Below are 12436 nucleotides of genomic sequence, written 5' to 3' on the forward strand. Positions count from 1 at the left end.
CGGCTGGATTGCCGCGGGGCGCCGTCCGATCGTTTCCACTCGGCCGTGCCCGGGCAGCGCGCGCCGGCCCGGGCCGGGCCGTGCCACCTCGTCACCCGGTGGGGCCTGGCCCCTCCGGTGCGCTCAGCGGCGGTGGTCGCGGTCGTGGCCGCGGTTGTCGTCGCGGTTGTCGTCGCGGCCGCCGTGCCGGCCCCACGACTTCTCGTCGATCTTCCGGCCGCGGGAGTCGCGCAGCGTGGCCGTGTCGCTGTTGTCCCAGACGTAGTTGTTGCGGTCCTGGTAGACGTCCGTGCGGCTGTCACGGCCCACACCGGTGTGGACGCGCACCGACGAACGGCCCGCGAGGCGCAGGTCGAAGCGGTAGGTGCGACGGCTCTCGTCGGTGAGGGTCCAGCCGCGCAGGTTCACGGCCTGACGGGACGTGTTGGTGACGGTCACCCACTCGTCGTTCAGCGAACGGTTGGAGCGGTTGTCGCGGCCCGGGCTGTCGTACTGGACCTTGCCCAGGACGACGGAGGAGCGCGGGGCGGGCTGGACGCGGTCGTGGCCGCGGTCGTGGCCGTCCGCGGTGGCCGGCAGGGCGGCTGCCGCCAGCAGGGCGCCGGAAGCGAGGACAGTAGCGGTGATCCGTCGTGCGGTGCGGGACATGGGACCCCTCGGTACAGGCCCGGACCCTGCGGTCCGGGCGGTGCTCGGCCCCGGCGTTCGCTGCCGGGAGCACAGACTCTGTCGGGATTCGCAGATGGCCGGAAGTCGCTCCAGAGCGCGGTTACACAGTGCAGACATTTCCGTTATGAACGGATGTAGCTCGCACTCGACATGATCGTCGCGACCCTGCCAAATGGTGCGCAATGCATCCACCCTTCTGTCGTAAGGGCAAGGTCGGTCACGTGCGCCCCGTGCCCCGTGGCGTGACACCTTGTGTGCGCCCTGTGAAGAAGGTGCAGGAACGTAACGGCAGTTTTCGGGCAAATCGAATGAGAGTCCGCATTCACCTGGCGGGCTCGCTGAATCGTTCGAGGGTGAGCTCGTCCCCTGGGTGTGCGGACCACCGGAAACGTGCCGGTCGGGGCGGCCCGAGGGCGGCCCAGGAGCGTTCCCGGATCCGTCGCGCACCCGCCAGGGGGCAGGCGGCAGCCTCTATGCTCGCGGGATGGAGCAGAGGGAAGTCCTGAAGCGAGTGATCGGCATCCTCACCGAGGCCGGCGAGATCCAGCGGCTCCTCGAAGAGGACGTGGAGCGCGACGACGTCGACATGGAGGGCAGTGTCGTCACCGCCCTGCTGAACGAGACGATGCCGCGCATCGCGATCCCCGGGGACGCCACCGTCGAGGAGATGGCAGCCCTGATCGGCCGCGAGGTGGGGGGCGCGGTCGAGCAGTTGGTCGGGGCGTTCACCCTCGCCTACACGATGCTGGCGAGGGTCCACGACTCCGGCCAGACCGACGTCTCCTCCACCGACGTGCTCCGCGACCTCGCGCTGCAGGCCGAGAGCGGCCCCGCCGGTGGCCCCGGGGACGACGCCCCCGAGCACTGACCTGCCGTCGGCACCGGCCGCCGCCCGGGAAAAAGCCGGTGCGGCGGCCCGGGACGGTCGCCCAGACTGGTCCGATGAGCACACCGCGGTACGGGATACGGGCCCGGCACACCGACACCACCGTCACCGTCTACCAGGCCTACCGGCCGGAGATCGGCATCCCCGCCGCCCGGGACAACCGCTTCCCGCCGGCCTGGAAGCGCGACCGGATGACCTGGATCAAGCCGAGCTTCCTCTGGATGATGTACCGCTGCGGCTGGGCCCTCAAGGAGGGCCAGGAGACGGTCCTCGCCGTCGAGATCACCCGCGAGGGCTTCGCCTGGGCCCTGGAGAACGCCGAACTCTCGCACTACGTACGCGGACTCCACCCCGACCGCGCCGCCTGGAGCCGCAGCCTGCGCCGCGCCCCCGCCCGCGTCCAGTGGGACCCCGAGCGCGACCTGCGGCTGAACCCGCTCCCGTACCGCTCCCTCCAACTGGGTCTGTCCGGCGAGGCGTCGGCGCGGTACGCGGACGAGTGGACCGTCTCCGTCACCGACGTCACCCCGCTCGCCCGGGAGATCCACCACCTGGTCCGCGCCGGAGACCTCGACGCGGCGACAGCCCTGCTGCCCCGGGAGACGCCGTACGCGGCACCGGACGGTGCGCCCCGGCCCGCGTGAGGCGGCCCGGGGCGGGGCCGGCTCAGCAGTACCCGTCCAGCCGCGTGCGGGCCTTGGGCGCGACGCTGGGCCAGCGGCGTCCCGCGGCCCCCGAGGCGGCGGAGAGGAAGAGGTCGAGGACGGTCGATCCGGGGAAATCGCGAAAGCTCCAGCGGTGGAGGTGGTAGCAGCTCCAGTAGCTCACGATCCGCCGCTGCGTACGGGCGAAGAACTCCGGGTTCTCCACGAGGAACCGGCCGTGGGCGAGGCGGAGTTCGCTGCCGGGCACGTCCAGGTCGCGGAGCGAGTCCCGCAGGACGACCAGGATCTCCACGACGTACTCACCGGCGAGCTGGACCACGTACGGCACGACCCACGGGTCCGCCGAGCCGACGATCTCCTCCAGGTGCCGCTGCCTGACCCGGCCGTCGTGGTGGCGTGAGTACAGGCAGTGCAGGAGCTGCCGTTGGCGGGGCGACAGGGCGGATACCGCCTCCGGTGGCGGTTCGTCGCTGTAGAGACGTCCGGGGATCATCAACTGCCGGCCCAGCACGACGACCGGGAACGGCTCGTGCGGGGCGGTCGTGGCGGGCGGCACGATCGCCACGACCGCCCGGGCGTCCTCGGCCAGTTCGGCCGGGAACGCCCTCGTCGGCGGGGAGAGGGTGTCGGAGTGGGGCATGGCCCGAGTATCGGGTCGGAGCGGGGCTACCGCTCGGTGTTTTACTCCGCCTCCGCCTCCGCCTTTGCGTCCGCCTCCGCCACCCCCGGCAGGGTGAAGACGAAGCGGGTGCCCGAGGTGTAGGTGGTGTCCACGGCGATCGAGCCGCCGTGGTGCTCGACGATCTTCTTGCAGAGCGCCAGGCCGATGCCGTTGCCCTCGTAGGTCTCGCGGGTGTGCAGCCGCTGGAAGATGACGAAGACCCGTTCCGCGTACTCGGGCGCGATGCCGATGCCGTTGTCGGTCACCGAGATCTCCCAGAACGGGCGCCCACTCTCCGCGTTCCCCTCGTGGCCCGGGTTCGGCACCCGGCGCGCGGAGACGTGGACGGTGGGCGCGGTGTCGGGCTTGCGGAACTTGATCGCGTTGGAGATCAGGTTCTGCAGCACCAGGCCGAGTTGTGTCGGCTGCCCGTGGACCGCAGGCAACTCGTCGTGGGTGACGGTGGCACCCGTCTGCTGGACGGCCACGTCCAGATCGCCGACCGTCCGCCGCACCAGCCCCGCCAGGTCGACCGGCTGGTCGTCGGTGTGGAGCCGTCCGACGCGCGAGAAGGTCAGCAGGTCGTTGATGAGGAGCTGCATGCGGTTGGCGCCGTCGACGGCGAAGGAGATGTACTGCTTGGCCCGGTCGTCGAGCTGTTCGGCGTACCGCCGCTCCAGCAACTGGCAGAAGCTGGCCACCTTGCGCAGGGGTTCCTGGAGGTCGTGCGAGGCGACGTACGCGAACTGCTCCAGCTCCTCGTTGGAGCGCCGCAGTTCGACGGTCTGGGCGTCGAGCGCCGCCCGGGCCCGGTCCTTGAGTTCGAGGTCGTCCGCGAGTCGGCGGCGCATGGCGTCCACATCGGCGGCGAGGACCTGGATGTCGGCCGGGCCGGTGGGGCTCAGTGCATGGGCGTAGTCCCCGGAGGCGACCTTGCGGACGTCGGCCCGCAGCCGGTCCAGCGGCCGCTGCACCCCCAGCCGCAGGCCCGCGAAGGCCAGGGCCATCACCGCCAGCATCACGGCGGCGATCACGATGAAGACCGTGTTGCGCATGGTCCGCACGGAGGCCAGATCGCTCCGTGCCCGGTCGCGCTCCGCGGCGATGTGGTCCTGCTGGACCCCGAGCGCGGTGCGCAGCGCGTCGAACTGGGTCCGCCCGCTCTCCGCGCGCTCCTGGGCCAGGCCGGTCGGGTCCGCGGCGGCGGCGATGGGCCGGGCGACGGAGGCGTGCCATTGCTCCGCGAGCTCGCCCACCCGCGCGAGGTCGGCCGAGGCCTGCGCGTCCCCGGCCGTGAGGTCCTTTAGCTCCGCCATCGCGGTCTTCTGCTGGGCCAGACCGGTGCGGTAGGGGTCGAGGAACTCCGCGTCCCCGGCCAGTCCGTAACCGCGGATGCCCGTCTCCTGGTTGACCAGCGCCGCCTCCATGCGCACCGAGGAGATGAGTGCGGGGGACCAGCGGCCGATGAGCCGCTGATTGACCGCCGTGGACCGGACCAGGGCCCAGGTGCCGCAGCTGCCGAGCACGAGCAGCACCACCAGGGCCACGGTGGTGCCCGTGACGAGCCAGCGGCTGGTGGTCCAGCCGGGCCGGTCCCGATCCGGCCGGAGCTCGGCCGGCCGGAAACCCTCTTCGGCGCTCTGCACGGTGGTTTACCTCTCACTCGGCTGGGAAACGGTGGGTGGATCACGAGCTCCAGTACCCACCGGAGCGCGGGTCACCCTACCCCGCCGACAACGCAGGTTGTCGCGGGCCTCCCGCTCCGGCTACGGTGCGGGCATGACAGTGGAGACCTCGGCGCGTCCCGGGACGGACGAGCTCGCCGACCGCGCGCGCCGCGCGGTCGCGGACCTGGCACAGCGCCTGGCGCTGGAGCCGGACGCCGTGCCGTACGGGGAGGACCGCGACGGCACCCCGGCGGACGAGAACTGGACCGACCCGCTGGCCTCGCTGCGCGCGCTGGCCTTCCTCAGCAGAGCGGTGGACGAGTGCGCCGCCGCCGCGGCCCGCGCCGCCGCCGACGGGGGAGCCGGCTATCCGCAGCTGGGCAGTGCCTGGGGCGTCAGCCGACAGGGTGCCCGCAAGCGCTGGCCCGGCCTGGTCTTCACCCAACGACCCCCCTCCCGCCCCTTGCCCAACGATCACCGGAGCCCCCACATGAACGGCCTTGCCCCCCGGCGCAGCTACACCGTCCTGCTCGTTGAGGACGACGTGGCCGACGCCATGCTCATCGAGGAGGCCCTGATCGAGCGCGGGATGGCGCGGGGCATCAACCGGGTCGACGACGGGGTGTCCGCCCTGGAGTACCTGCGCGACCCCGCGAAGGACCGGCCGGACCTGATCGTGCTCGACCTCAACATGCCGCGCATGAACGGCCGAGAGCTGCTCGGCGTGCTCAAGAACGACGAGCAGCTCTCCAGCATCCCGATCGTGGTCCTCACCACCTCGGCCGCGCCCGACGACGTCCAGGACGCCTACACGCAGCACGCCAACGCCTACGTGACCAAGCCGGTCAACCTGGACGACTTCGTGCACACCGTCCAGAGCATCGACAGCTTCTTCCTGGAGACCGCCGTCCCGCCCCAGAGCCACCAGGGCGGCTGAGAACACCGGCCCCGGGGCGCGTACCGCGTCCGCAGTACGCGCCCGGTAGCCGTACCTCTCAAGGAGGCCGGAGGGTTCCGCCCTCCGGCTCGGAGAACGCGTGGCCACACGCCCTAGGGTCATGACATGGAGACCTCTACCGCACGACGGCTCCGGTGGCCCCGCGCGCGCGGCCGATGGGCGGCGGCCGTCGCCGCACTCGTCGTGCTCGCCGGCGCCGGCACCTGGACCGCCGTGGCCGACGACGGAAAACCCGCCGTGCACCGCCAGGACCGGACGATCAGTGGCGGCGGAGTCGCCCTGGACACGTCGTACTTCACGGCCGGCGGCGGGCGGCGCCCAGCCGTGCTCCTCGGGCACGGCTTCGGCGGCAGCAAGGACGACGTGCGCGCGGAGGCCGAGAAGCTCGCGGCGGACGGGTACGCGGTCCTCACCTGGTCCGCGCGCGGGTTCGGCAGGTCCGGCGGCGAGATCGGCCTCAACGACCCGGACGCCGAGGTCGCGGACGTCTCCCGCCTCATCGACTGGCTCGCCGCCCGCCCGGAGGTCCTGCTCGACGGCGAGGGCGACCCGCGCGTCGGCGTCACCGGTGCCTCGTACGGCGGTGCGGTCTCCCTCCTCGCCGCCGGGTACGACGACCGCGTGGACGCCGTCGCGCCCGTCATCACCTACTGGAACCTCGCCGACGCCCTCTTCCCGGACGGCGTGTTCAAGAAGCTCTGGGCCGGGATCTTCGTCACCAGCGGCGGTGGCTGCGAGAAGTTCGAGAAGAAGCTCTGCGCGATGTACGAACGCGTCGCGGCGAGCGGCGTACCGGACGCGGAAGCACGCGCCCTGCTGACGGAACGTTCCCCTTCCGCCGTCGCCGACCGTATCGACGTGCCCGCCCTCATCGTGCAGGGCCAGACCGACTCCCTCTTCCCGCTCGGCCAGGCCGACGCCATGGCGAAGGCCATCGCGGCCAACGGCGCACCGGTCTCCGTCGACTGGATCGCGGGCGGCCACGACGGCGGCGACACCGAGGACGCCCGCGTCCGGAGCCGCGTCGGCGCCTGGTTCGACCGCTACCTCAAGGACGACCGGGGCGCCGGTACCGGCCCCGCCTTCCGCGTCACCCGCACCGGCGGTGTCGACTCCACCGACGGCGCCGCCCTCACCCGGGGTGCGAGCGCCGACAGCTACCCCGGACTGCGCGGCGGCACCCGGGAGTTCGCCCTCGTGGGGAAGACCGCAACCGTCCGCAACCCGGCCGGGGGCAGTCCGCCCGCGATCTCCGCCGTCCCCGGACTCGGCGCCGGACTCTCCCAGCTCTCCTCCCTCGGCGTCGGCCTCTCGCTGGACTTCCCCGGACAGCACGCCACCTTCGACAGCGCGCCGCTGACCTCCTCGGTACGCGTCACCGGCACCCCCACCGTGAAGGTCGCCGTCAAGGCCCGCACCGGCGACGCCGTCCTCTTCGGCAAGGTCTACGACGTCTCCCCGGACGGCAAGCGCCAGGAACTGCCCTCGCAGCTCGTCGCCCCCTTCCGGATCACCCCCGACCAGCAGGGCAAGCCCCTCGAACTGACCCTGCCCGCCGTCGACCACGCCTTCGACGCAGGCCACCGGCTCCGCCTGGTCCTCTCCGCGACGGACCTCGGCTACGCCTCCCCGGCCGAGCCGAACACCTACACCGTCTCGGTGGCAGGCCCGCTCTCCCTGCCCACCGACGCCGGGCTGACCGCCGCTGCCGCCGGACTCCCGTGGTGGACCTGGGGACTTCCCGCCGCCGCCCTCCTGGTGGCCGCCGCACTGCTGCTCACCGCCCGGCGCCGCACCACGACACCCGCCCCGGACCCCGCACTCGCGGGCGTACCGCTCCGTATCACCGGCCTCGCGAAGAAGTACGCGGGCGCCGCCGACCGTTACGCGGTCAAGGACCTCGGCTTCCGGGTCGAGCAAGGGCAGGTGCTCGGGCTCCTCGGCCCCAACGGCGCCGGGAAGACCACCACCCTGCGCATGCTGATGGGCCTCATCACCCCCGACGCGGGCGAGATCCGCGTCTTCGGAGAGGCCATCCGCCCCGGCGCCCCGGTGCTCTCCCGGGTCGGCGCGTTCGTCGAAGGCGCCGGCTTCCTGCCGCACCTGACCGGCCGCGCCAACCTGGAGCTGTACTGGCAGGCCACCGGCCGCCCCGCCGAGGACTCCCGCATGGAGGAGGCCCTGGAGATCGCCGGGCTCGGCGACGCGCTCGCCCGGGCCGTGCGCACCTACTCCCAGGGCATGCGCCAGCGCCTCGCCATCGCCCAGGCCATGCTCGGCATGCCGGACCTGCTCATCCTCGACGAACCGACCAACGGCCTCGACCCGCCCCAGATCCGCGAGATGCGGGACGTGATGATCCGTTACGCGGCCGGCGGCCGGACCGTCATCGTCTCCAGCCACCTCCTCTCCGAGGTCGAACAGTCCTGCACCCACCTCGTGGTCATGGACCGGGGCCGACTCGTCCAGGCCGGCCCGGTCGCCGAGATCACCGGCTCCGGCGACATGCTGCTCGTCACCACCGCCGACGAGATCACCGAACCGGTGCTCCGCAAGATCGAGGCCCTCGCGGGCGTCGCCTCGGCCGTCCCGACCGAGGACCGGCGAGGGCTGCTGGTCCGGCTCGACGGCGCCACCACCTCCGCGCTGATCACCGAACTCGTCCGGCTCGACGTGCCGCTCACCGGCGTCGGACCGCACCGCCGCCTGGAGGACGCGTTCCTCACCCTGATCTCCGGAGGCTCCGCATGAGCGACGTCCTCACCGGCCCCGGCTCCGGCTCCACCCGGACCCCCGGGGTACCCGGCGCGCCCGGCTACCACCCCCGCCGCACCCTCCCGCTGCGCGTCGAGGCGATGCGGCAACTGCGCCGCCGCCGCACCCTGCTGATGGGCGGGGTGCTGGCGGCCCTCCCGTTCATCCTGATCGTCGCCTTCGCCATCGGCGGCACCCCCGGCTCCCAGGGCGGCTCGGCCGACCGGATCAACCTGATGGACACCGCCACCGCCTCGGCGGCCAACTTCGCCGCCGTCAACCTGTTCGTCTCGGCAGGCTTCCTGCTGGTGGTGCCGGTCGCCCTGTTCTGCGGCGACACCGTGGCCTCCGAGGCGAGCTGGTCCTCGCTGCGCTACCTCCTCGCCGCACCCGTGCCCCGTATCCGGCTGCTGTGGTCCAAACTCGTCGTCGCCCTCGGCTTCAGCCTGGCCGCGATGGTGCTGCTCCCGCTGGTCGCCCTGGCGGCCGGGGCGGCGGCCTACGGCTGGGGTCCCCTCCAGTTGCCGACCGGCGGCGAACTCGCCCAGTCCGCCGCCCTGCCCCGGCTCGCGCTGGTCGTCGGCTTCGTCTTCGTGTCCCAACTCGTCACCGCCGCGCTCGCGTTCTGGCTGTCGACGAAGACGGACGCGCCGCTGGGCGCGGTGGGTGGCGCGGTCGGCCTGACCATCGTCGGCAACGTCCTGGACGCGGTCACCGCGCTCGGCCACTGGCGCGACTTCCTGCCCGCGCACTGGCAGTTCGCCTGGGCGGACGCCCTCCAGCCCCAACTGGAGTGGGGCGGCATGGTCAAGGGCTCGGCGGTGTCGGTGACGTACGCCCTGGTCCTCTTCGCCCTGGCGTTCAGGGGGTTCAGCCGGAAGGACATCGTGTCGTAGGGACCGCGGCCGGGACGTTCGGGGAAGCGGCGCGGCCGGGTCGCGTCAGGGAACGAGCACCAGCCGGCCGCGTATCCCGCCCGCCGCGAGCCGGTCGTGCGCCTCGGCGGCGCGTTCGAGCGGGAGGGTCTCGGCTACCCGCAGCGTCAGCCCCATGGTGGCGAGCTCGGCCAGGGCGGCCCCGTCAGCACGGATCCACTGCTGGTGGACCCGGATGCCACGCAACGGGAGCGGGGCCGAACCGCCGACCACCGTGGCGTAGGCGCCGCCGCCGCGGACAGCGGCCAGGGCGCGGATTCCCAGTCCCGCCGTGTCGAGCACGCCGTCGACCCCGCCCGGCACCAGGCGGCGGACCTCGGCGGCGAGGTCGGACGCGTCCCGGCCGACGACCCGTTCGGCGCCGAGGTTCCGAACGAACCCTTCGTCGGCGGGACCGGCCTGGGCGACGACGCGCAGGCCGCGCCGGACCGCCAGCTCGACGGCGAAGCCCCCGACCGCGCCGGAGGCTCCGGTCACCAGCACCGTGTCGCCCGCGGCGAGGCCGAGCAGGCCGAGGGACTGGAGGGCGGTGAGTCCGTTCAACGGCAGCGTCGCCGCGGCCGCGGCGGAGGCATCGGCCGGCGCCTCCGCGATCGCGGTCGCGTCCAGGACGAGGTATTCGGCGTAGGCGCCCAGGGACACGTCGAGCAGGTCGCGCAGCCCGATCACCCGCTGCCCCGGCGCGAACGCCGTCACCCCCGACCCGAGCCGGTCGACGACGCCCGCGGCGTCCCATCCGATGCCCGTGTGCTCGCGGGCGGCCATCAGTCCGGCCCCGACGAGCTCTCCGGAACGGGTGACCAGATCCACCGGATTGACGGTCGCCGCCTCGACACGGATGCGCACCTGCCCGGGGCCGGGCTCCGGCAGCACAACCGTCACGGACCCGAGCACCTCGGATCCGCCGTAACCGTGGGCGACTATCGCACGCATCTTCTCTTCGGTCGTCATGCCGCCCACCGTAGGAAGCCCTACTCTCCCTCAGGAAGTACGCACTCCGTGGTGCGTACGGCACCGAAAGGAGAGCCATGCCCACCCGCACGGCCGCCCAGCGCCGGAACGAAGCGAGCATCGTCTACGACGCGTACCTCGCCGAATGCCCCGCCCGACAGCTGCTGGACCGCATCTCCGACAAGTGGGTCAGCCTCGCCGTCAACGCCCTCGCCGACGGCCCGCAGCGGTACACCGAACTGCAGCGCCGACTGGCGAGCGTGAGCCAGAAAATGCTCACCCAGACTCTGCGGAATCTGGAACGCGACGGGCTGGTGTCGCGGACCGTGACCCCGGCCGTCCCGGTCCGCGTCGCGTACGAGCTGACCCCGCTCGGCCGTTCGCTGCTGCCGGTCATGCGCGCGATCAAAGGCTGGGCGGAGGAGCACATGGAGGAGGTGCGCGCCGCCCGCGCCACCTACGACGCTCCGGGCACGGGGTCCGCGGACGGGGGCCCGGCGGGCCGAGGCGATCGCCCGACGGCCCCGGACCACGGCGCGGACACCGCTTCGTAGGCACATCGTGTCCGGAACCTGACGTTCCGCCGCCCGCCCCCCTTCGGCTGCTCTCCGTCACCGCATCGAGACTCATCCGCAACCGGTTCGACGGCTCCCGCCGGGCCCCTCGCGCGTCCCATTCACAGATGTCGACGACAGGGGGCCAGAGATGAACCACGGCACATCGAGACACCCGGCCGGCCCGGGGCGGGTGGGCGCCGCGCTCGCCGCGCTGCTGGTGAGCGCCGCACTGCTCGCCGGATGCTCGGCGAGCGGATCGGGCGGCCACTCGTCCGACGGCTTCGCCGCGGACGAACGCGGCACAACCGTTCCCGCCCCGGCGGCCACGGACGCGGCGGGCAAGCGGGAGAAGGGGGACGAGGCCGCGCCCGACTACCTGTCCACCTTCGCGCTCGACGTGGACACCGCGAGCTACGGATACGCGCGCCGCGTCCTCGGCGACGGGCAGCTCCCCAAGCCGGAGACCGTGCGGCCCGAGGAGTTCGTCAACAGCTTCAAACAGGGGTACGAACGACCGAGCGGCAACGGATTCTCCGTCAGCGTCGACGGCGCGCGCACCGGGGGAGGGGCGGACGACTGGTCGCTGCTGCGGGTGGGACTGGCCACCAAGGCGGCCGACGACACCGCCCCGAGGCCACCGGCCGCCCTCACCTTCGTCGTGGACATCTCGGGGTCGATGGCCGAGACCGGCCGCCTGGACCTGGTGCGCACCTCGCTCGCGTACCTCACCGAGCAGCTGCGTGACGACGACTCGGTGGCCCTGGTCACCTTCAGCGACGAGGCCGAGACCGTGGTCCCGATGACCGGGCTGCGCGGCCACCGCACCAAGATCCGCGAGGCCGTCGAATCGCTGCACACGCAAAGCGCCACCAACGTCGCCGCCGGGGTGGAACGCGGCTACGACGAGGCCGTGGAAGGCATCCGCGAGGGCGCCACCAACCGGGTCGTGCTGCTCTCCGACGCCCTCGCCAACACCGGGGAGACGGACGCCGACGCGATCCTGGAGCGGATCGGCAGCTCACGGAGCGAGTACGGCATCACCCTCTTCGGGGTCGGAGTCGGCAGCGACTACGGCGACGCGCTGATGGAGCGGCTCGCCGACAAGGGCGACGGCGACACCACCTACGTCGCCGACGAGGCCCAGGCCCGCAAGGTCTTCGTCGACCAGCTCCCCGCCCACGTCGAGCTGCGCGCCCGCGACGCCAAGGCGCAGGTCGCGTTCGACCGGAAGACGGTCCAGCAGTTCAAGCTCATCGGGTACGAGAACCGGGCCGTCGCCGACGAGGACTTCCGCGACGACGACGTGGACGGCGGCGAGGTCGGCCCCGGCCACACGGTGACCGCGCTCTACGCCGTACGCCTGCGCCAGGGAGCGTCCGGCCACGTCGCCACCGCCACGGTGCGCTGGCTCGACCCGGCGACCCGCAAAGCGCGGGAGGCGACCGGGTCGGTGGAGACCGACGCCATCGACCAAGGGCTCTGGGGCGCCTCCGACGATCGCCTCCAAGTGGCGGCGACGGCGGCCTACTTCGCCGACATCCTGCGCGGCGGAACCCTCCCCGGCACCCCGGCGCTCGGTGAACTCGCCTCCCGGGCGCGCAAGCTGGCGGCGGAGACCGAGGACGGCTCGGTGGCCAGGCTGGCCGATGCCATCAGCCAGGCCGCCGTACTGAAGGGCGGTGCGGACGAGGTGCCGACCGCACCGGCCGAGGGTGAGATCGACTGAGCAGGTG

The 12436-nt window shown here is 72.8% G+C and carries 11 protein-coding genes; 7 read left to right on the top strand and 4 right to left on the bottom strand.

Translation table 11 applies throughout. The features are described 5' to 3' along the window. Positions 1-123 precede the first annotated feature (123 nt). Positions 124-648, bottom strand: a complete 525-nt coding sequence (locus ACFWEP_RS23055; RefSeq protein WP_387372402.1) for a lamin tail domain-containing protein — start codon at positions 646-648, stop codon at positions 124-126. 505 nt (positions 649-1153) lie between these two features. Between ACFWEP_RS23055 and ACFWEP_RS23060 the strand changes: the two genes are divergently transcribed. After that, positions 1154-1537: a hypothetical protein gene (locus tag ACFWEP_RS23060; protein ID WP_387372404.1), complete on the top strand. Its 384-nt coding sequence runs from the start codon at positions 1154-1156 to the stop codon at positions 1535-1537. 74 nt (positions 1538-1611) lie between these two features. After that, positions 1612-2199 carry a DUF4291 domain-containing protein gene (locus ACFWEP_RS23065; protein WP_387372406.1) on the top strand — a complete coding sequence of 196 codons (588 nt, stop codon included), beginning with the start codon at positions 1612-1614 and terminating at the stop codon, positions 2197-2199. A 22-nt stretch (positions 2200-2221) separates the two neighbouring features. On the opposite strand, the gene ACFWEP_RS23070 is transcribed toward ACFWEP_RS23065, so the two are convergent. Together ACFWEP_RS23070 and ACFWEP_RS23075 are read right to left on the bottom strand one after the other, a co-directional pair. Further along, on the bottom strand, positions 2222-2860 hold the full coding sequence (locus tag ACFWEP_RS23070) for a hypothetical protein (protein WP_387372408.1): 639 nt from the start codon (positions 2858-2860) through the stop codon (positions 2222-2224). 41 nt (positions 2861-2901) lie between these two features. Then, positions 2902-4527: an ATP-binding protein gene (locus ACFWEP_RS23075; RefSeq protein WP_387372409.1), complete on the bottom strand. Its 1626-nt coding sequence runs from the start codon at positions 4525-4527 to the stop codon at positions 2902-2904. A 133-nt stretch (positions 4528-4660) separates the two neighbouring features. On the opposite strand from ACFWEP_RS23075, the gene ACFWEP_RS23080 reads away from it, so the two are divergent. The 3 genes from ACFWEP_RS23080 to ACFWEP_RS23090 all read left to right on the top strand — a co-directional run bounded on the left by ACFWEP_RS23080 (position 4661) and on the right by ACFWEP_RS23090 (position 9156). Beyond that, entirely contained in the window at positions 4661-5485 is an 825-nt protein-coding gene (locus tag ACFWEP_RS23080; RefSeq protein WP_387372411.1) for a response regulator, read from the top strand. Between the two features lie 126 nt (positions 5486-5611). Further along, positions 5612-8257: an alpha/beta fold hydrolase gene (locus tag ACFWEP_RS23085; protein WP_387372413.1), complete on the top strand. Its 2646-nt coding sequence runs from the start codon at positions 5612-5614 to the stop codon at positions 8255-8257. Next, entirely contained in the window at positions 8254-9156 is a 903-nt protein-coding gene (locus ACFWEP_RS23090; RefSeq protein WP_387372415.1) for an ABC transporter permease, read from the top strand. Before ACFWEP_RS23085 ends, ACFWEP_RS23090 begins: the two co-directional genes overlap by 4 nt. A gap of 45 nt (positions 9157-9201) precedes the next feature. On the opposite strand, the gene ACFWEP_RS23095 is transcribed toward ACFWEP_RS23090, so the two are convergent. Further along, the gene (locus ACFWEP_RS23095; RefSeq protein WP_387372417.1) at positions 9202-10146 is read right to left on the bottom strand and encodes an NADP-dependent oxidoreductase; all 945 of its coding nucleotides are present in this window, start codon (positions 10144-10146) and stop codon (positions 9202-9204) included. 77 nt (positions 10147-10223) lie between these two features. Here ACFWEP_RS23095 and ACFWEP_RS23100 point away from each other — a divergent pair, with 77 nt between their 5' ends. Together ACFWEP_RS23100 and ACFWEP_RS23105 are read left to right on the top strand one after the other, a co-directional pair. Then, positions 10224-10700 carry a winged helix-turn-helix transcriptional regulator gene (locus ACFWEP_RS23100; RefSeq protein ID WP_387372419.1) on the top strand — a complete coding sequence of 159 codons (477 nt, stop codon included), beginning with the start codon at positions 10224-10226 and terminating at the stop codon, positions 10698-10700. Between the two features lie 151 nt (positions 10701-10851). Beyond that, on the top strand, positions 10852-12429 hold the full coding sequence (locus ACFWEP_RS23105) for a von Willebrand factor type A domain-containing protein (RefSeq protein ID WP_387372421.1): 1578 nt from the start codon (positions 10852-10854) through the stop codon (positions 12427-12429). Positions 12430-12436: the final 7 nt, after the last annotated feature.

This window comes from Streptomyces sp. NPDC060198 (genome assembly GCF_042728415.1).
Classification (GTDB): Bacteria; Actinomycetota; Actinomycetes; order Streptomycetales; family Streptomycetaceae; genus Streptomyces.

What these genes read in the sequence shown, in the direction of transcription:
- ACFWEP_RS23055 (WP_387372402.1), bottom strand. Translation starts at nt 648, where the DNA reads ATGTCCCGCACCGCACGACGGATCACCGCTACTGTCCTCGCTTCCGGC.
- ACFWEP_RS23080 (WP_387372411.1), top strand. Translation starts at nt 4,661, where the DNA reads ATGACAGTGGAGACCTCGGCGCGTCCCGGGACGGACGAGCTCGCCGAC.
- ACFWEP_RS23105 (WP_387372421.1), top strand. Translation starts at nt 10,852, where the DNA reads ATGAACCACGGCACATCGAGACACCCGGCCGGCCCGGGGCGGGTGGGC.
- ACFWEP_RS23070 (WP_387372408.1), bottom strand. Translation starts at nt 2,860, where the DNA reads ATGCCCCACTCCGACACCCTCTCCCCGCCGACGAGGGCGTTCCCGGCC.
- ACFWEP_RS23095 (WP_387372417.1), bottom strand. Translation starts at nt 10,146, where the DNA reads ATGACGACCGAAGAGAAGATGCGTGCGATAGTCGCCCACGGTTACGGC.
- ACFWEP_RS23065 (WP_387372406.1), top strand. Translation starts at nt 1,612, where the DNA reads ATGAGCACACCGCGGTACGGGATACGGGCCCGGCACACCGACACCACC.
- ACFWEP_RS23085 (WP_387372413.1), top strand. Translation starts at nt 5,612, where the DNA reads ATGGAGACCTCTACCGCACGACGGCTCCGGTGGCCCCGCGCGCGCGGC.
- ACFWEP_RS23060 (WP_387372404.1), top strand. Translation starts at nt 1,154, where the DNA reads ATGGAGCAGAGGGAAGTCCTGAAGCGAGTGATCGGCATCCTCACCGAG.
- ACFWEP_RS23100 (WP_387372419.1), top strand. Translation starts at nt 10,224, where the DNA reads ATGCCCACCCGCACGGCCGCCCAGCGCCGGAACGAAGCGAGCATCGTC.
- ACFWEP_RS23090 (WP_387372415.1), top strand. Translation starts at nt 8,254, where the DNA reads ATGAGCGACGTCCTCACCGGCCCCGGCTCCGGCTCCACCCGGACCCCC.